Genomic DNA, 17,571 nt, shown 5'->3' on the forward strand with positions numbered 1-17,571 from the left:
TATTCATGAATGCCTTCACTCTTGCTTTCATCGTCCTTACCTCCTCTCATTTGTAAATAGCGTCTTTTGAATATTACCACTATTTTCATATTTGTGTCAATATGTTTTTTTCAAAGACATTCTTTTTGAATACCTGTCTACTTCAACTGTTATGCCAAAAAAATCAGTTAATGTTTCACTCGTAAGTAACTCAGATGTATTTCCACTTTTAAATACCGTACCGTCTTTGATTAATAGAGATTTATTGAAAATAGGAATGATTTCTTCAATATGATGGGTAACGAAAATAATGGTCGGCGCTTCTTTTTGTTTTGAGATACGAGCAATTGAATCCAGCAGCTGTTCACGAGAAACAAAATCTAGTCCCGTTGTTGGTTCATCAAGAATGAGCAATTTTGGATGGGCCATTAGGGCACGAGCGATTAATATTTTTTGTTTCTCACCTTGAGAGCAGGTTTGATAAGTTTCATTCTGTAATTGGGTTAAATGGAATTGCTCTAACCATTCATTTGCTTCTTCAATATCATCCGTTGAAGGTTCTTCATAAAGTCCGATAGATGCGTATTTCCCACTTACTATAATATCTTGTACTCGTTCATATGGACGAATCTTCTCTTGAAAAGAAGAGGATACCCATCCAATGGATTGCCTTACTTGCTGTAAATCTACTTTTCCGTATGTATGACCCAATACTGATATTTGTCCACTAGTTGGCCAAATATAGCCCATAACCATATTTAATAATGTGGTCTTTCCTGATCCATTTAAACCAAGCACTGCCCAATGATCCCCATTATTTACATGCCAATTCATATTTTGTAGGATGAGCTCCTGATTTCTTGACCAGTAGACATTTTCTATTTGAAGCACTGTATCCATCTTTACCCTCCCTAAAAACCAAAAATTCTGTTATTTACATCATAAAAAAACAGAACGGTGCTTTTGGCTTTTGTCCGTCCTGTTTATGTAAATTATTCATTTCACTCATAAAAACTGTCAGGAATACCTGCGAATTTACGCTTATGATATAATAACGGTTCTTTTTTATTGCTTTCTATATCAACCACTTTTCCCACTAAAATACTGTGGTCGCCAGCTTCAATTGTGTCATGCATCTCACATTGAAATACACCAGCACAATCAGCAATAATTGGCAATCCATTGGCTGATTCAGACCAATCAGTATTTTTAAAACGATCAAGACCTTTTGAAGCAAATAATGAACAAACTTCTGCTTGATCATGAGCTAATACATGGACAGCAAATTTTTTCGTTTGCGTGAACTTCTCATAAGAAGATACTCTTTTATCTATTGACCACAATAATAACATTGGATCTAATGAAACAGAAGCGAATGAATTCACCGTTAAACCGATAGGTGTGCCTTCTTCGTCCATCATTGTGACAACAGTGACACCTGTAGGGTAATTACCCATGACTTCTTTAAATAAATCTGTTTTACTCATGATTCTTTCCCCTTTCATTCTCCTCATAATCCCCTAAAATTTGTACTTCTCTTTCTAGCTTCACACCAAAATTGGCAAAGACCTTTTCTTGTACAAGATGAATGAGTTGAATATAATCACTAGCAGTCGCTTCATTCATATTCACCATAAAACCTGCATGTTTCGTCGACACTTGCGCGCCCCCAACCGTTAAGCCCTGTAAGCCGCTATCTTGAATCAACTTCCCAGCGAAGTATCCAGGAGGTCGTTTAAAGACACTACCACAAGAAGGATACTCTAGTGGTTGTTTCGATTCTCTCGCAAAGGTAAATTCATCCATCTTTGCTTTTATGTCTGCTTTATTTCCTTTTTGTAGCGTGAATGTCGCTTCTAGTACAATTAGCTTTTTCTTAGCAAATGCACTTGTACGGTAAGCAAAATCGAAGTCTTCTGGTGTTAGCGTTAATAACTCACCTTCCGTATTTAAAGCAATGACCTTTGTTAATACATTCGAGATTTCACCACCGTATGCCCCTGCATTCATAAATACCGCACCGCCTACACTTCCTGGTATCCCGCATGCGAACGCTAACCCATCTAACCCGTGTTCATATGCAGTACGAGAAACATGAATAATTTCAGCGCCACTACCTGCTGTTATTTGTTTTTCATTAACAGAAATATCATTAAAATGATTCAGGTTTAACACAATTCCAGGTAAACCATGATCACTAATAATGACATTTGCTCCTTTTCCAAGTAAAGTTAGAGGAATCTTTTTATCGAAGGCAAATTTTACGACCTTTTGTGCGTCTTCAGTATTTCTTGGCTGTACGTAAATTTCCGCCTCGCCACCAACCTGTATATATGTATGTTTTGACATCGGCTCTTGAGGATAGATATCACTATTCGTTAATAGCTGACGTAATGTTTCTTTGATGTTCATTTTTTTACTCCAATCTGTTATGCTTTACAAAAAGTCAATGCATTTTTATACTGAAAGGTATAAAAATAAAATAACATGAAATCATGTATTTATCTAGTACTTTGTGAGACGAAAGAAAGTGTGATAACCATGGGTTTAATATTACTAGAAATTTGCGACATGAACCTCTTGTCAGAAGAAGCGTTGCAAGCACTATTAGAAAAATATCCCGAAGTAGCTGTTATGAGCTATGATTGTCAAAACTTATGTGGTCTTTGCAAAATGAGACCATATGCGCTTGTAAACGGACAAAGGATATTTGGAAAAGACTTGCCGGAATGCATAGAAAATATACGCATTAAAATAGAAGAGGAACTGGCATTGTTCGCATAATTCATTCACACTGGAGCCTAATAAAGGCTCCAGTTTTTTATTTATTTTTTAATGTAATCCCAAATAGATCTTTAGCTAATTGTAAAAATTCAGCTGTTGCTACTTTTCTTTTCGTTATATTTCCCCCTACATTTAGGGTATAGGAACTTTCTGTCAACGTAACCGTTTCATATTCTCTAATAGATGTGAATAGATAACCCTTATTAAAAGGTGATGATTCACTATGAATAATGGTGTCTTGTATGGTCGTTAATTCATCTTCTGATTGTATAGTGTTTGCCAAAGAGAATTTATACCCTGTTTTCCAATCATGTACACCGTTTTTTTTCATATTTAAAATATATTCATCGTTATTGTATGTGATTCTAAAAAAACCGTTCGCTGATTTGACTTCTTCACCGTCTAACGGTACAGCTTTTAAAGGTAAATTATTGCCAAAACCTGTATCTACTAAGAAAGGTTTATTTTCTTTAGTGAGAATGATAAATACATGGGTGTCCCCAGTACTTGACCATGTTTGATTAGTGTGATCATAGACATTCCCTTTTACTAATTTTACATCTAATCCTTCATCTTTTAATACATAAAAAAGCAAAGGGTTCAAATGATAACAAACACCACCAAATCCATTGTTTAAACAAGTTTCTTCAATTAATTCTTTCGTAATAGGTGTTGTACTTCTCGCCATAATACTCGTGTTTTCAAACGGGAAGATATTTGTTGTTTTTCTTAGAACTTCGTCCAAATTATTAAATGTAATCTTCTCTTGAAAATGAATTTTCTCTTTAAACTTCATAGTCAAGTCTGTCATTGTTCATCATCCTTTGGTATAACTTCACTCTACTATAACACTCTTCGGCTATCTCATAAATGAATCTGCATAAGTTTGGCGAGCTCAAGGTATATTTCTGTTTCTTTGAATTACTGAGAATTATTTAAAAAGACAAAACAATCATTCCTCCTATCACAGATTGCCTACTATTTTATTCCTAAAAAAACAAACACATGCAAACACAAATCACTTTGAATAAACCTTACATAATAAAGAGACAAACCGCTGACAATATAAGCAACAAAGATAGGAGGACTTCATTATGTTATCTGCTGAACAACTACATCATTTTAAAAAATTGTTAACACAATCTTTGAAGGAAAATGAACAACAAATAGAGCAAAATCATCATTTCGGACTACATGAAGATCAAAATAATGTTGGTTTTTCAGGAGAATTATCTAATTACGATAATCATCCAGCTGATTCTGCGACTGAATTATATGAAAGAGAAAAGGACCTAGCCATAGACGATCATTATAGAGATGAAGTGGATGAAATTCGCACAGCTCTTACTGCTATAGAAAAAGGAACTTATGGAGTGTGTCAAGTTTGTCAAAAAGAGATTCCCTTAAGCCGCCTTGAGGCATTGCCAACAGCAACAACTTGCATTGAACATAGTCAACAGCAGAACTTAAATGAGTACAGACCAATTGAAGAAGAAGTCATTAATGCCGATGTCGAGGTACCACATGATGATAATAACGGTTTTGATGAAGAAGATAGCTGGCAATCTGTTGCAAAATGGGGGAATTCAGATGGACCGTCAGATTTATACGATGCCCCAACAGATTATGAAAAAATGTATCTTAATTCCGGTGAAAATGTTGGCTATACAGAAGAGTTCGAAAATAGTGTGGGAACGGATATCGATGGCAAAAACATTCAAATTTTTGACACTAAACAGTTACGTGCTTATGAAGAAGCACTTGATGAAGAAGGCATTATGACCACTTTCGGTGATTTAAAAGCTTATGAAGAAGAACCATATGTAGAGAACGAAGAAGATGAGCAATAATAAAAAGCGAGACTATAGCGTCTCGCTTTTTATTATTCACTGCTTTACTTCTCTTCTTTGGCGAGATCGATTATCATGACAATTAACACGAGTAATTGAATCAAGACATCGGCTTCGATCGGAATCATCCTCCTCCATAAATGGTGAAGTTCATTCCTCCGTTTCTTCTAAGAAGTAAAGACTTACGTTTCCCTTACTCCATCTATATGCAGAAGCGTCTTCATTATGTCTCCATATACTAGTAACCAGTGAAGATATACGTTAAACTAAAAAGGATTATATACATAGGTGGGGAGAATAAATGACATTAAAGGAAATTGAAAACCAATTAGCAGAGTTAAAAATGGACTATATGCGCTTACAAGATGATATCGAAAAGTTAGAGTCATTTGGACGTTCAGTTGAGAAACAAGAATTACGAATGAAAGAAATTGAAGAAGAACTACAAAGGCTTAATCGTTTAAAAGCTGAGCTTGAGAAATAATACGTTGACTATAGGTGAGAAACGGCCTGTTGATTTGCAGCCGGGTCCATTAAGTGATAATGAAGGCTTCCCCCAATTAATTTGGGGGATGTTTCCTGAATTGATGAACACATGACTTGCACTAAAAAATAATCTTATTTTCATATTTTTCCCTTCACATTCTATTTAACAGAGTGTCAACAGAACGCTGATTTGATATCTTGTGACAGCAATCTTATAAAGAGAAACTTTGTGGTTGTATAAAGGATAGTAGAAAAAAACCACTTGTTGCCCTTCCGATTGGATTTCTAACAAAGACAAAAAATAGGGGTATTAATCGAAACCTGCTCATTAAATTTAGTTACCCTTATAACGGATATAGAAAGCTCGCAATTAGAAGAAGTTCAAATACATAACGGTATAATCGGTTATTATGCAGTAACACCGTAACTTTTCTACAAGATGATGTTGCTATTGATACCGTATAAGTTAACTAAAAAGGTGGATGAAGATGAGCATTCTCTGTGGAATCAAGTGATTAATGAGGCAAGCTAAGGAGGCATTACCAATGTCTAAAGGAATGATTCATCATATAGAATTGTATGTGTCAGAACTTTCACGTAGTGTAGCTTTTTGGGATATATTATTAACAGAGCTGGGTTACAGTCGTTTTCAAACATGGAAGTACGGACAAAGTTGGAAAATAGAGAACAGTTATTTAGTCATTGTACAAGCAGAAGAGAAATATTTAGACATCCCCTATCATCGTTGTCGCGTTGGCCTTAATCATTTAGCTTTTCATGCACAGTCACGAGAGCAGGTTGATGTGATTACAGAAAAATTAAGAGAAAATCATGTCACAATTCTCTATGAAGATAAGCACCCCTTCGCTGGTGGTACAGGGCATTATGCTGTTTATTTTGAAGATCCAGACCGGATGAAGGTCGAAATTGTTGCACCCGCAACATAGTTTCATCGTCATTCTCCACCATTTAAATACTTGTTATCACCCATCATCATAATTTTATCTTCTCTCATATTTACATTAGTAGGAGGCGAATATGGATGATGCCTCCTTTTTCTATCAATCCAAAAAGCTATACTAAATAAAAAAACAATGATAAAAAACAGCACCCATATTTTTATCATCACCACGCTTTTAATCAATCGCTTTTTGTCTAATCCATTTGGTTGCCACCCACTTTTCTCCTCTTTGTACCGGTAAACTTGAATGTAATGATTTGCGATCGACTTCACCTAGAGAATTACTATAGTGAAAAAAGACAGCAGATCCTTTCTTAGGGGTAAATGAAGCATTAATCTTTGGAAATATCGTTTCACCGCCTGATTCGACATCATTCAAATAGATTAGCATCGTCGCTATTCTTTGGCCGCCTTTACGATTGTCTACATGGTTTTCCGGAAAAAAATCAAAGTGAGACTTATATTCATCACCGACTTCATAATGTAATACTTGCAAACCTTCCCCATTTTCAATTGGATAAGAGGTCAGCAAACTGATTCGTTTTTCAATTCGAGCAATAAAATCATCTTCTTGAAGCTTAAAATACATCCCTTTGCTCGTTCTACCAGCAGCGGCTTTTTCTGCTCCAGAATTCGCATCTATGACTTTAGATGGCTGAAGGCGGCTTTTCGCCCGTTCAATGAGAAAATCACATTCCTCATCTGATAATACATGGTCTAATTGGATAATCGTTGGTTTTATAAAGTTAGAGCGAACAAACACCATTTGATTATCTACCACAATGGAATGAGGTTGTTCATTTAAATAGACAGGTTCATATTGATAAGTTGAGGCACCTTTAATATCTGAACTGGCAAACGCAATTTCAAACATTGTCTCATAGGCAAACCTAGCATCAAATCCTTTTTTAATCAGACCATTCGTAATAGCTAATGGACTTACTCCTTGTTTTAATGTATCAATAATCCAATCTTGTAGTTCATTTGAAATAGTTTTCATTTTTTCCAAAACAGACGTCAACTCCTCCCCTATTTTGACAATATGTTTTGTTGAGACTGAACAATCTTCATTAGTTGCTCTGAAGAATAAATACAAACCCCTTGTTTCTCCATATCAGTGATACATTTCATTGCTTGAGCAACATGCTTGGCTTCAATGGCATATTTCATTTTTTTCTCGTCATTCAATAATGGCGACAAAAGTTGATACAGCTTTTTACCCGCAAGTTCCCCTCTACGCTTTTCTAATCGTTCTCCCATTAACAATGAAGGCCTTACAATCGATAATGCAGGTAATGACAATGTTTTTAGTTTATCTTCTAGTAAGCCCTTAATCCTTGGATAGAACAATTTAGAACGAGCATTTGCATTGATAGAACTTATAATGACAAAATGTTCAACCTCATGACTTTTCGCTAATTTTGCCATCGTATAAGGATAATCTACATCTACTTTAATCATTTTCTCTTTTGTTTTTGCTTTTTTAATGGTCGTTCCTAAACAGCAATAAACGTGATCAACACAAAAATGTTCGGCATATTCTTCTAAATAATCAAAGTCAATGACTAATTCAATCAATTTTTCATGTTTCATATGAAGCGGTGTTCTAACAATAGCAATCACTTTCTCATACGAATCTTGTAGTAATAATTTTAATAATTCTTGCCCAACTAGGCCTGTTGCACCTGCTATCAGCGCAGTCTTTCCCATCTTTAAACCATCCTTCTATATTTTTTCCTTTCATTCTATGATACATGGAAACGGGTACAGATAAAAACAAAAAGTTTGAATTATTGTGCATTTATTGTTTTTTTCTAGTCACGAAGCTTTTCTTTTTGCAAAAATTACATCATATGCCATAATATGACCATAACATTAAAGGAGGTACTACATGAATACAATTACTTTAAACAATGGAGTAGAAATGCCCCAACTTGGCTTTGGTGTTTGGCAAGTGCAAAATGAGGAAGCAACCGCTGCTGTGCAAACAGCCATTGAAGTTGGGTATCGTTCCATTGATACAGCGATGATTTATCAAAATGAAGAAGGTGTCGGCAAAGCCATTAAAAATGCTGGTATTGCTAGAGAAGATCTATTCATTACGACAAAAGTTTGGAATACTGATCAAGGATATGAACAAACATTAAAAGCGTTTGACGAAAGTCTAGAAAAGTTAGGATTAGATTATGTTGATTTGTACTTGGTTCATTGGCCAACACCACAATTCGATACTTATGTAGATACATATAAAGCACTAGAGAAATTATATAAAGATGGTCGTGTAAAAGCGATCGGCGTCTGCAACTTTCATATTGAACATTTAGAACGTATATTAAATGAGTGTTCAGTCAAACCTGTCTTAAATCAAGTAGAATGTCACCCCTATTTATCACAAAACGAATTAAAGGAATTTTGTAAGAAACATGATATCTATGTTGAGGCATGGAGCCCCTTACAACAAGGCGGGGAAGTATTACAACTTGATTCAATTAAAGAAATAGCCAACTCAGTAGGAAAAACACCTGCCCAAGTAGTTCTGCGTTGGCATTTGCAGAACGATACAATTGTTATTCCTAAGTCAGTTACTCCTTCTAGAATTAAAGAAAACTTCGATGTCTTTGATTTTGAGCTTTCGCAAGCACAAATGGAAACCATTAATAAACTTAATCGCAATGAAAGAAAAGGACCAGATCCATCGGATATGAATGTTCGCTAATATTCTTTCATCAATAGGATAAAGAGGTAAGTGCTATAATATTCTTATATTTGCACCTCCCTCTTTTTTTATTACCTAAAGGCGTCTTTAATATTATATAGGGCTATATCAATATCTAATTCCTCGCCACTTACAAGCTTTGCTAATTGCGCACCTAAATACGGACCAGATGTTAATCCAGATGCTCCTAAACCATTGGCAGCATATAGTTTCTCGTACCCAGGAACTTGACCTATAACGGGTAAAAAACCAGGTGTATACGGTCTAAATCCCACTTTTGTCTCAACAAGAGTTGCTGCTTGTAAACCAGGTGCCACAGTCAACGCTTTAGATAATACTTCAAGCACGCCCCCTGCTGTCACATTCGTATTAAACGGATGTTCATCCTCATGTGTCGCACCAACAACGACTTTACCATCTTCAAAAGAGAGTAAATAATGATTTGTTGGAGACTGAACCACAGACCATTCAGATGTGTCTGTATCAGGTACGTGAAGATGGACAATTTGTGCTTTTTGAGCGCTAACTTGAAAGTTGAGCCCTATTGGCTCTAATAATTCCCTTGCCCAAACGCCGGCGGTTACGATGATTTTATCTGCATGTAATAGCTCTCCATTCACCTTTACCCCTTCTAGTTGACCATTTTCACTTACTAAAAAAGCTTCACCATGAATGATATCTGCGCCATATAGTTCGGCGGCTTTTAGCAGTGCCTTCCTAAGTTTACGCCCATCTACTCTAGCCGCTCCACTCACATATACTGATTGAAAATCTTGCGACAGTGGTGGAAAGGCGTCTCTAGTTTCTTCTTGATTATAATTTTTGATTTCACCGATTTCTGGTGCATCTTCTCGCCTTTTTATCGCCCTATCTATCATCTTTTCAAGTTTTGTTTCGTCGTGATGTAAACTAATCGCACCTACTTTTTTATAACCGGTGTCTTGATCAGTTTCCGCTTCAAGTGCTGGAATTAATTGTTGATAATACTTCGCTCCCCCTTTAGCAAGCTGATACCACGCTTTGTTTCGACGTTGTGACAACCATGGGCAGACGATACCCGCAGCTGCTTCTGTCGCTTGCCCTGCATCTTGCCGATCGATTACTGTCACCTTAAAACCAGCTTTCGCTAAATGGTAAGCCGTAGATGCACCTAGTATGCCTGCTCCAATCACTATCATTTGTTGCATATTTTTTTCCTCCATCATGGATAAAAGACGAAAGGCAATATGCTTTCCGTCTTTTTTCTTTCTAGCTTAATCTTGCGAACTCTTCCACAAGCTCTTCAAACGTTTGTAACGCTTCGTCAATCGGTTTTGACGTCGTTAAATCCACGCCCGTATTTTTTAATAAGTCTAATGGAAATTCTGAACTTCCGCTTTTTAGAAACTCAAGATAAGTCTTTAATGTTTCCTCATCGCCATTATAAATCTTCGTTGCTAATTGAATGGCTGAAGCATAACCTGTCGCATATTTATATACGTAAAATGGTCGATAAAAATGCGGAATTCTTGACCAACCATATTTTACCTCTTCATCTAATACAAGGCTTTCCCCATGATAATCTTTAAATAGTTGTTCATAAATACCATTAAACACTTCTGTATTTAACGTTTTACCTTCTTCTGCTAATTGATGCGTTTTCCATTCAAATTCACTGAACATGACTTGTGTAAAGAATGTGCCTTTAAACTGATCAATAAAATGATTAAGTAAATGTCGTTTAATGTCTTCATTGGTTTCGTGATCAAGTAAATATTTTATTAAAAGTACCTCATTTACAGTTGATGCAACTTCAGCGACAAAAATACTGTAGCCTGCCGTAATTTGCGGCTGATGCTGGGCACTCCATTTACTATGAACACCGTGGCCACATTCATGCGCAAGTGTAAACATACTATCAAGATCATCACGATGATTTAAAAGTATATAAGGGTGTACACCATATACCCCCATATTATAAGCACCAGAGCGCTTTCCTTTCGTTTCTCTTACATCAATATAACGATGTTCTTTAAACGATTGCAATGTAGAAATATACTCTTCCCCTAGTGGCGCTAACGCTTTACACATCTTCGCAAATGCCTCTTCATATGGTATCTGCATATCGACATCTTTCACAAGCTGGGCACTTAAATCGTATTGTCTTAATTCATCTAACTGCAATAACTCTTTTCTTAATGCTGTATATTTGTGCATCGTTTGCAAATGGTCTCTTGTGGACTGAATAAGATTATGATAAACCTCTTTCGGAACATTATCACCAAATAATGCTTTTTCTAATGCAGAAGGATACTGCCTTATTCTTGTGGTTGTAACATTATTCTTGATCGCTGCTGATAAAGTCGAGCCGATTGTATTTTTAAGTTGTACATAAGGCTTATAATACGCCTTATACGCTTCTTTCCGCTTTTGTCGATCATCACTTTCAATTAATTTCGCATACATTCCTCGTGTAAGTTCTACTTTTTCACCATTATCATTTGTTACGAGACCAAACTCAATATCAGCATTATTAATCATATTATATGTATTTGATGGTGCAGAAAGTGATTCACCGAGTTGTGATAATAAACTTTCTTGCTCAGTTGAAAGCACATGCGCTTTATAACGAAACGATTCGAGTAAGTCTTCTTCAAAATATTGCAGCCCTTCTTCTTCTTTAATATAAGCTTTTAATGTCGCTTCATCTAAGCTAAGTAAAAACGGCATAAAGAAAGAAGTTGCACTACTTACTTTTACACTTAGTTGTTTCGATTGATCTAATAAACTTTGAGCACGACTATCCCTTGTATCAACATCAGATTGTAACATCGCATAAGCATATACTTTACCAAACAAATAAGATAAATCTTCCTGCTTCTTCAGAAATTGAAATAAACTTTGACCATCGCTTATTTCCCCCTCGAACCCAGCTAACTCCTGCGCTAACGACTGAATGGATTCATAATCCTTTTGCCACTCAGACTCCTCACTATAAATATCAGTGATATTCCAAGTTTCTTCTACGGGAATCTCTTTTCGACTAGAATAGGTCGTCATAATTTTTAACACTCCTTAAATAGTTCATTTTTTTGCTCATATGCGTTATATTAACTAAATATATTCTATTTCGCCATTCTTAAACCTTTTTATAGTAATTAATAATGGAAAAAGGAAAGGAGATCCAATCATGGCTATTACATTACCTCATATCGAGGATGCGAATCAAACTAATTATCTCCCACCTCAAGGTGAGATTCAACCGTTTGAATCTGAAGAAGAATACGAAACTAAGTTAAAAGAATGGAAGCTGCCTGCCAAGAAAACGTTTTGGTTTAAACAAAAAACCCATCAACGCAAAGTAGAAATTGTCGGCTATCAAGCATACGGTGAAGAAGATGATCATTACACCATTGTAATCAAGTTCCAAGATGGAAAACTAAGTTGCATTCATCCGGCTTATTTAAAAGAAATGCAAGCAGGCAACTTTGGTAAAGAAGCTTTTGATGCTGCTGGACAACCAAACACCGCACAAATAGAAGAAAAACAGGCCGACGAAAAAACAAAAGAGCAAGCGCCAACACCGCCGAAAATCACAGCTACAAAAACGAAAACAAAGAAAAAAGAAGCAGCTAAAAAAATCCAACTTCCTGAAGATAAGGTGGCTTTTTCAGCAATTGTGAAGCAATTTGCGCTAAGCTATAACCATTTCACTGAGGACCATGATGAAGTCATTGTGCTCGATGAGGTTGTCATTCATCAAGACGACCCTTTACCAATTGGACTAGCTTGGTGCAGTCACTCTAAAACATTAAAAAAACAAGAATTAGCTATCGGAGACAAACTTTCCTTTAATGGCAAAATCGTCAAAAAGAAATTACCAAAAGCCCAAGACGATGTCGATGAAGAGCATAAAGTAGAAGAAACAGTACCTTATAAAATAAACAATCCTTCAAAAATTGAAAAACAATAGCAAACAGAGTGAGGCCATTCCTCACTCTGTTTTGTTCTACTTTAAGATAAGCAAGTAATCTCGTAACAGTTTGGGTACTGATTCGACAAATAGTTCCTCAGCAATCATTCATGCTTGTAGTTAAAAAACATATTTAATTGCGTATACGTTTTTATCTTACTAGCTTGTTTAAAATGTCTTCCTTTTTTGAACCCTAATCTCTTTACACATCATCGAGTTGTGTGATACTGGTCAAGTTTATTCAAGGTTTACACAAAGAATGAGCGACCGTGATTTCCTATATACAAGTTTTAGGACGTCCTTTAGACAAAAAAAGCACCTCTACAAAAATATAGAGATGCTTTCGTATCGAATTAGAATTGAGCAGCAGCTTTAGCTACGTTTTGTAATCCTTCTTCAATAATATCTTGTGTACGATCTGGGTATTGGTTATGTCCTTCAATCACTACTTCTGACGGAGAAGTAATGCCCCAAAGGCTGATAATTGTTTTTACTAAGTTAACTGCCATTTCGCCAGCAGCCATACCTTCTAGTGAATAATCAGAACCTCTAGCATTTAAAAGCATCACTTTCTTGTCGCCAGCAAATCCTACTGGACCTTCAGCAGTATATTTAAACATTTTACCTGCTTGAGCTAAGTAAGAAACATAGCTGATCAATGGAGCTGGTACAGTTGAATTCCAAAGTGGGAATGCGAAAACGATTTTATCAGCATCAAAGAACTGATTTAAATACTTCTCAACTAGCGCCGCACCCTTTTCTTCTGCAGCAGTTAATTCCAACCCTTGGTTCTTTTTAAAAGTACCATTGATTGCATCATTACCATAGTAAGGCATGTTTTCTTCAAAAAGATTCAATTCCGTAATATCATCTGATGGATTTGATTCTTTATATGATTGTAAAAATGCATGATACATTTTTACAGAAATTCCAGCTTCAACTGGACGATCACTTGCGTTTACAAATAGAACTTTTGCCATTATGTGAAGACCTCCGAATGTCGTAATAATTTATTCGAAATACACTAAAATGAAATATCTCGAACCAAAAGTAATTTTAGTATATTAATAGTATCTTGTCAATGGAATAAGTTCTCTTTAACTACACTTATGATATTTTTTAGGTCTAAAGGAATAATTGAAGTAAATCTCGAGCTGACTTTTCTGGATTTTTAGATTTACTAATTGCTGAGACAACAGAAACACCTGCTAACCCTCGATTTTTAAGCATTTTTATGTTTTCTAGTTGAATACCACCAATAGCGACAGCAGGAATATCAATCGCTGCAATGATTTCCTCGAGCATACCTGGTGCTAATAAATCAGCATCTGATTTAGAAATTGTCGGAAACACCGAACCTATTCCAACATAATTTGCTCCTTGTTCTTGAGCAAGTTTCGCTTCTTCCACATTGGATACAGAGATACCAACTACCATATCATCAGGAACAATCTTTCTAACGACGGCACATGGCAGATCATCTTGTCCAACATGCACACCTGCTGCACCTACCGCTAAAGCGATGTCTACTCTATCATTAATAATCAGTGGAATATCCAATGGTTTTAATATAGATTGTAATATTTTCGCCTTTTCATAAAAGAGTTGACCATCCGCTGTCTTCTCTCTTAATTGAACGATGGTCACACCACCTTTTACACCACTTCGAACAATATCATATAATTCATTGTTTGCTATTTTATCATCTGTGACTAAATATAAACGGTAATCCATTAGTTTTGCCTCACTCCATCTAGCCATATGGCTGCATTCATTGTACTAATCGTATCCATTAGCTTCACTCGAAATGAACCTAACCCTTCACCGGCATGTAAGCTCTTAGCTGCGATTTCCCCTGCTAGACTCATAGTAGCCATACCAATAACAGCCCCGTCAAACCAATTTTCTGAAACAGCAGCAGCAGTTGCTACTAATGAAGCTGTCATGCAACCAGTTCCTGTTACCTTCGTCAAAAGATAATCTCCATTATCAATCACAACTAATTGCTTCCCATCTGTAATGACATCTTCTTTTCCACTAATAACAATGAGACAGTTTAGGACTTCAGCTGCCTCCTTTGCAAGTGCTTCAGGTGCTATTTCAATTGCCCCTGCATCAACACCACGCGTTTTTGTATTCTTACCAATAAGAGCAGAAACTTCAGAAGCATTGCCGCGAATAATGGACACTTTTATTGTGCTAATTAGCTCTTTTGCCTTATTTGTGCGATAAGTGGTTGCACCAACACCAACTGGATCAAATATTACTGGGGCCCCTTTTTGATTGGCAGTTTGTCCAGCTTTAATCATTGCCGCAAACATCGCATCATTAATAGTACCAAAATTAATTACGAGCCCATCTGCCACCATAGCCATTTCTTCTACTTCTAAGAGTTGGGTGGCCATAACAGGTGAACCGCCCATTGCTAGGGTCACATTTGCACAATCATTAATAGTTACTGTATTTGTTAAATGATGAATGAGTGGGGTATGTTCTTGTAACTGCTGAAAGACTCTCTCAACTGCTTCACTTGAAATCGCCATTATCTTTCCTCCATCTTTGCTTTGTTGTATAACTCATAAAAATGATTTGTCGGACCATGCCCATTACCGAGTGCTAGGCTATGCTCAATCGCTATGGAAATATAATTTTTCGCAGACTGTATGGCCTCAATAAGTTCTTCCCCTTTTGCTAACCCAGCAGCAATGGCAGATGATAGAGTACAACCTGTACCATGGGTGTTTTTTGTCTCTACTCTTCGACCATTAAACCAGTTGAAACTTTGTCCATCCCATAATAAGTCATTCGGTTCTCCTTCTAAATGTCCACCTTTTAATAAGACGGCTTTTGGCCCTAATTCATATAATTTTTTACAAGCTTGCTCCATATCATCAACCGTGCGAATTGTCATACCCGAAAGTACTTCAGCTTCAGGAATGTTTGGCGTAATTACAGTCGCAAGTGGTAACATTTTCGCTTTTAATGCTTCAATAGCTTGTTCCTTTAAAAGATGATGTCCACCTTTTGAAACCATAACAGGATCTAACACAATCACTTTTGGACTATAATGATTTAAACGGTCTGCGACGATTTTTACAGTCTCACTAGATGACAACATCCCGATTTTGACAGCATCAACTTGGATATCATCAAACACAGCTTCTATTTGGTCTTTTATAATATTGATTTCTATATCCTGTACCGAACGTACCTCTACTGTATTTTGAGCGGTAATCGCCGTAATGACGGACATGCCAAACACACCATTGGCGGAAAAAGTTTTAAGATCTGCTTGAATCCCAGCTCCTCCTCCTGAATCAGAACCTGCGATCGTTAATGCTGTTTTCATTGATGTAACCTCCAATAGCTTTATTCTTAATTAATACTCTTAATAAACCATATCCTAAAATTGCTCCAGTAAACGAGCTCACCATAAATGCTGGTAGGAATCCGAAAAGGGTTGCTTCTTGTCCTAAAAGTAATGTACTAATCGGATAAGTCGCTACTGCCCCTATCATTCCTGTTCCAACGACTTCACCTAGTGCTGAGAAGCCAATTTTTTTCGTTTTTTGATAAAGGAACCCTGCAAGTAATGCGCCAATCATACTCCCGGGGTAGGCAAAAACACTTCCAGTCCCCATCATATTTCTCAATGTAGATGAAAGAAACGCTTGACTAACGGCATACCATGGTCCAAGAAGTACAGCAGATAATACATTCGCCAAGTGCTGAATCGGAAAAATTTTCGCTATTCCAATCGGAATAAAAATGAGACTACTCGACACAGTAGTGATGGCTGCAATCGTTGCCGTCATCGTCATTTTTTGGATTTTATTCATAGACCTTTCCTCCTTTCGATAAAAATAAAAAAGCCGCTATTTTGAATAAGCGGCTTTGGTCATCATGATATGTATGACGTCACTCGCTTCCCTACGCTAGTATTAACTAGATCAGGTTCAAAGGGTTCATCTCAGCCAAGTATTTGGCACCCCTAGCATTTATTCATATATAAAAAAAATCCTCTACTTCCAAAAGGAAGCGAGGACGACTACATCGACACACTTCCCTCCACTGGTACAAACCAGATCAGGTTCAAAGGGTTTTGAACGGCATTCAATCTCAGCCTCTATGTGAAGGCACCCCCAGTGAAAACTTATAATATATGATGTCAATATAACATGAAATGATAGAAATGAAAATAAAAAACATTGGATAGAAACGATGTTGCGACATAAAACGTTATGATATGATATTTTATATATTATTCGGGAGGACAGTCTATGGAAGATAAGAGTATTGTACTTATTGGGTTTATGGGGGTCGGAAAGACATCCATAGGAACGGAATTAGCTAAGAAATTACAGTGGGGTTTAATCGACACGGATGAACGCATTGAACAACAGTTTGGGATGTCAACTTCAAAAATTTTCCTTGATCATGGTGAAGAAGTTTTTCGAAAAGCTGAAAGCGAATTGATTGAACAACTATCTGCCGAAGAAAAACAGATTCTTTCATTAGGCGGCGGCGCCTTTTTAAACAGTAAGAACCGCGAAATTTGTTTACAAAACAGTACCGTTGTCCTTATCGAGCTCTCATGGGAAAATTGGCTCGATCGATACCCATTGATTAAAGATACAAGACCGAAATTGAATGGTCTTTCTACTGACGAAATGTATCATCTCTACAAAGAAAGACAAGCTCATTATCAACCATATCATCTAAAAATCAATGTTGACGGGAAAACAGCTGAAGAAGCTGCTGAATTGATTGTTAGTGGGATAGGATAAAGCTTGTGATGATTATGGTTATAGTTCATTAGAATATTTCTTTTACTATCTAAGTA

The 17,571-nt window shown here is 36.5% G+C and carries 20 protein-coding genes and 2 riboswitches; of the genes, 7 read left to right on the top strand and 13 right to left on the bottom strand.

Annotated features, from left to right (window positions below):
- Positions 1–96: 96 nt before the first annotated feature.
- The 3 genes from MKY26_RS06490 to murB all read right to left on the bottom strand — a co-directional run bounded on the left by MKY26_RS06490 (position 97) and on the right by murB (position 2,391).
- Positions 97–879 (bottom strand): ABC transporter ATP-binding protein, encoded by a 783-nt coding sequence (locus MKY26_RS06490; protein WP_341093891.1) that lies wholly within the window; start codon positions 877–879, stop codon positions 97–99.
- A gap of 101 nt (positions 880–980) precedes the next feature.
- Positions 981–1,466: a flavin reductase family protein gene (locus MKY26_RS06495; protein ID WP_233435247.1), complete on the bottom strand. Its 486-nt coding sequence runs from the start codon at positions 1,464–1,466 to the stop codon at positions 981–983.
- Complete coding sequence (murB, locus tag MKY26_RS06500; RefSeq protein WP_341093898.1) at positions 1,459–2,391, bottom strand: UDP-N-acetylmuramate dehydrogenase; 933 nt, start codon at positions 2,389–2,391, stop codon at positions 1,459–1,461. Before murB ends, MKY26_RS06495 begins: the two co-directional genes overlap by 8 nt.
- Before the next feature lie 129 nt (positions 2,392–2,520).
- Between murB and MKY26_RS06505 the strand changes: the two genes are divergently transcribed.
- Complete coding sequence (locus MKY26_RS06505) at positions 2,521–2,763, top strand: DUF1450 domain-containing protein (RefSeq protein ID WP_095373211.1); 243 nt, start codon at positions 2,521–2,523, stop codon at positions 2,761–2,763.
- A 37-nt stretch (positions 2,764–2,800) separates the two neighbouring features.
- Here MKY26_RS06505 and MKY26_RS06510 read toward each other — a convergent pair whose 3' ends face one another.
- On the bottom strand, positions 2,801–3,574 hold the full coding sequence (locus MKY26_RS06510) for an arylamine N-acetyltransferase family protein (RefSeq protein ID WP_095373210.1): 774 nt from the start codon (positions 3,572–3,574) through the stop codon (positions 2,801–2,803).
- 283 nt (positions 3,575–3,857) lie between these two features.
- On the opposite strand from MKY26_RS06510, the gene MKY26_RS06515 reads away from it, so the two are divergent.
- The 3 genes from MKY26_RS06515 to MKY26_RS06525 all read left to right on the top strand — a co-directional run bounded on the left by MKY26_RS06515 (position 3,858) and on the right by MKY26_RS06525 (position 6,046).
- Entirely contained in the window at positions 3,858–4,613 is a 756-nt protein-coding gene (locus MKY26_RS06515) for a TraR/DksA C4-type zinc finger protein (RefSeq protein ID WP_307318515.1), read from the top strand.
- A 301-nt stretch (positions 4,614–4,914) separates the two neighbouring features.
- Positions 4,915–5,097: an SE1832 family protein gene (locus MKY26_RS06520; protein WP_095373208.1), complete on the top strand. Its 183-nt coding sequence runs from the start codon at positions 4,915–4,917 to the stop codon at positions 5,095–5,097.
- A 547-nt stretch (positions 5,098–5,644) separates the two neighbouring features.
- Positions 5,645–6,046: a VOC family protein gene (locus MKY26_RS06525; RefSeq protein WP_307318512.1), complete on the top strand. Its 402-nt coding sequence runs from the start codon at positions 5,645–5,647 to the stop codon at positions 6,044–6,046.
- Positions 6,047–6,235: 189 nt separating this feature from the next.
- On the opposite strand, the gene MKY26_RS06530 is transcribed toward MKY26_RS06525, so the two are convergent.
- Entirely contained in the window at positions 6,236–7,060 is an 825-nt protein-coding gene (locus MKY26_RS06530) for a 2OG-Fe(II) oxygenase (RefSeq protein ID WP_341098669.1), read from the bottom strand.
- 29 nt (positions 7,061–7,089) lie between these two features.
- Positions 7,090–7,770, bottom strand: a complete 681-nt coding sequence (locus tag MKY26_RS06535; protein WP_095373204.1) for an NAD-dependent epimerase/dehydratase family protein — start codon at positions 7,768–7,770, stop codon at positions 7,090–7,092.
- A gap of 181 nt (positions 7,771–7,951) precedes the next feature.
- On the opposite strand from MKY26_RS06535, the gene MKY26_RS06540 reads away from it, so the two are divergent.
- Positions 7,952–8,776: an aldo/keto reductase gene (locus MKY26_RS06540; RefSeq protein WP_095373203.1), complete on the top strand. Its 825-nt coding sequence runs from the start codon at positions 7,952–7,954 to the stop codon at positions 8,774–8,776.
- A gap of 71 nt (positions 8,777–8,847) precedes the next feature.
- Here the strand turns inward: MKY26_RS06540 and MKY26_RS06545 are convergent, their stop codons facing one another.
- Together MKY26_RS06545 and pepF are read right to left on the bottom strand one after the other, a co-directional pair.
- On the bottom strand, positions 8,848–9,963 hold the full coding sequence (locus tag MKY26_RS06545; protein WP_341093925.1) for an NAD(P)/FAD-dependent oxidoreductase: 1,116 nt from the start codon (positions 9,961–9,963) through the stop codon (positions 8,848–8,850).
- 61 nt (positions 9,964–10,024) lie between these two features.
- Positions 10,025–11,815, bottom strand: a complete 1,791-nt coding sequence (gene pepF, locus MKY26_RS06550) for an oligoendopeptidase F (RefSeq protein ID WP_341093932.1) — start codon at positions 11,813–11,815, stop codon at positions 10,025–10,027.
- Between the two features lie 130 nt (positions 11,816–11,945).
- On the opposite strand from pepF, the gene MKY26_RS06555 reads away from it, so the two are divergent.
- Positions 11,946–12,728, top strand: coding sequence for a hypothetical protein (locus MKY26_RS06555; protein ID WP_322909392.1), 783 nt, complete (start codon positions 11,946–11,948; stop codon positions 12,726–12,728).
- Positions 12,729–13,081: 353 nt separating this feature from the next.
- Here the strand turns inward: MKY26_RS06555 and MKY26_RS06560 are convergent, their stop codons facing one another.
- The 5 genes from MKY26_RS06560 to thiW form a co-directional block, all read right to left on the bottom strand.
- Positions 13,082–13,708 (bottom strand): FMN-dependent NADH-azoreductase, encoded by a 627-nt coding sequence (locus MKY26_RS06560; RefSeq protein ID WP_095373199.1) that lies wholly within the window; start codon positions 13,706–13,708, stop codon positions 13,082–13,084.
- A gap of 145 nt (positions 13,709–13,853) precedes the next feature.
- The gene (gene thiE / locus MKY26_RS06565) at positions 13,854–14,462 is read right to left on the bottom strand and encodes a thiamine phosphate synthase (RefSeq protein WP_341051192.1); all 609 of its coding nucleotides are present in this window, start codon (positions 14,460–14,462) and stop codon (positions 13,854–13,856) included.
- Positions 14,462–15,271: a hydroxyethylthiazole kinase gene (gene thiM, locus MKY26_RS06570; protein WP_341093948.1), complete on the bottom strand. Its 810-nt coding sequence runs from the start codon at positions 15,269–15,271 to the stop codon at positions 14,462–14,464. The genes thiE and thiM overlap by 1 nt, the downstream gene beginning before the upstream one ends.
- Complete coding sequence (gene thiD / locus MKY26_RS06575) at positions 15,271–16,077, bottom strand: bifunctional hydroxymethylpyrimidine kinase/phosphomethylpyrimidine kinase (protein ID WP_307318492.1); 807 nt, start codon at positions 16,075–16,077, stop codon at positions 15,271–15,273. Before thiD ends, thiM begins: the two co-directional genes overlap by 1 nt.
- A complete protein-coding gene (thiW, locus tag MKY26_RS06580; protein WP_095373195.1) occupies positions 16,046–16,567 on the bottom strand; it encodes an energy coupling factor transporter S component ThiW in 522 nt (173 codons plus the stop codon). The genes thiD and thiW overlap by 32 nt, the downstream gene beginning before the upstream one ends.
- 71 nt (positions 16,568–16,638) lie before the next feature.
- Positions 16,639–16,731: riboswitch (TPP riboswitch) on the bottom strand.
- Between the two features lie 43 nt (positions 16,732–16,774).
- A riboswitch (TPP riboswitch) is annotated at positions 16,775–16,882 on the bottom strand.
- 126 nt (positions 16,883–17,008) lie between these two features.
- On the opposite strand from thiW, the gene MKY26_RS06585 reads away from it, so the two are divergent.
- Complete coding sequence (locus tag MKY26_RS06585) at positions 17,009–17,515, top strand: shikimate kinase (protein WP_307318488.1); 507 nt, start codon at positions 17,009–17,011, stop codon at positions 17,513–17,515.
- Positions 17,516–17,571: the final 56 nt, after the last annotated feature.

This window comes from Cytobacillus sp. FSL R7-0680 (assembly GCF_038009245.1).
Classification (GTDB): Bacteria; Bacillota; Bacilli; order Bacillales; family Cytobacillaceae; genus Cytobacillus; species Cytobacillus kochii.

Bases quoted from the DNA above. Each gene is read 5' to 3' on its own strand.
- MKY26_RS06490 (WP_341093891.1), bottom strand. From the start codon at position 879: ATGGATACAGTGCTTCAAATAGAAAATGTCTACTGGTCAAGAAATCAG.
- MKY26_RS06495 (WP_233435247.1), bottom strand. From the start codon at position 1,466: ATGAGTAAAACAGATTTATTTAAAGAAGTCATGGGTAATTACCCTACA.
- murB (WP_341093898.1), bottom strand. From the start codon at position 2,391: ATGAACATCAAAGAAACATTACGTCAGCTATTAACGAATAGTGATATC.
- MKY26_RS06505 (WP_095373211.1), top strand. From the start codon at position 2,521: ATGGGTTTAATATTACTAGAAATTTGCGACATGAACCTCTTGTCAGAA.
- MKY26_RS06510 (WP_095373210.1), bottom strand. From the start codon at position 3,574: ATGACAGACTTGACTATGAAGTTTAAAGAGAAAATTCATTTTCAAGAG.
- MKY26_RS06515 (WP_307318515.1), top strand. From the start codon at position 3,858: ATGTTATCTGCTGAACAACTACATCATTTTAAAAAATTGTTAACACAA.
- MKY26_RS06520 (WP_095373208.1), top strand. From the start codon at position 4,915: ATGACATTAAAGGAAATTGAAAACCAATTAGCAGAGTTAAAAATGGAC.
- MKY26_RS06525 (WP_307318512.1), top strand. From the start codon at position 5,645: ATGTCTAAAGGAATGATTCATCATATAGAATTGTATGTGTCAGAACTT.
- MKY26_RS06530 (WP_341098669.1), bottom strand. From the start codon at position 7,060: ATGAAAACTATTTCAAATGAACTACAAGATTGGATTATTGATACATTA.
- MKY26_RS06535 (WP_095373204.1), bottom strand. From the start codon at position 7,770: ATGGGAAAGACTGCGCTGATAGCAGGTGCAACAGGCCTAGTTGGGCAA.
- MKY26_RS06540 (WP_095373203.1), top strand. From the start codon at position 7,952: ATGAATACAATTACTTTAAACAATGGAGTAGAAATGCCCCAACTTGGC.
- MKY26_RS06545 (WP_341093925.1), bottom strand. From the start codon at position 9,963: ATGCAACAAATGATAGTGATTGGAGCAGGCATACTAGGTGCATCTACG.
- pepF (WP_341093932.1), bottom strand. From the start codon at position 11,815: ATGACGACCTATTCTAGTCGAAAAGAGATTCCCGTAGAAGAAACTTGG.
- MKY26_RS06555 (WP_322909392.1), top strand. From the start codon at position 11,946: ATGGCTATTACATTACCTCATATCGAGGATGCGAATCAAACTAATTAT.
- MKY26_RS06560 (WP_095373199.1), bottom strand. From the start codon at position 13,708: ATGGCAAAAGTTCTATTTGTAAACGCAAGTGATCGTCCAGTTGAAGCT.
- thiE (WP_341051192.1), bottom strand. From the start codon at position 14,462: ATGGATTACCGTTTATATTTAGTCACAGATGATAAAATAGCAAACAAT.
- thiM (WP_341093948.1), bottom strand. From the start codon at position 15,271: ATGGCGATTTCAAGTGAAGCAGTTGAGAGAGTCTTTCAGCAGTTACAA.
- thiD (WP_307318492.1), bottom strand. From the start codon at position 16,077: ATGAAAACAGCATTAACGATCGCAGGTTCTGATTCAGGAGGAGGAGCT.
- thiW (WP_095373195.1), bottom strand. From the start codon at position 16,567: ATGAATAAAATCCAAAAAATGACGATGACGGCAACGATTGCAGCCATC.
- MKY26_RS06585 (WP_307318488.1), top strand. From the start codon at position 17,009: ATGGAAGATAAGAGTATTGTACTTATTGGGTTTATGGGGGTCGGAAAG.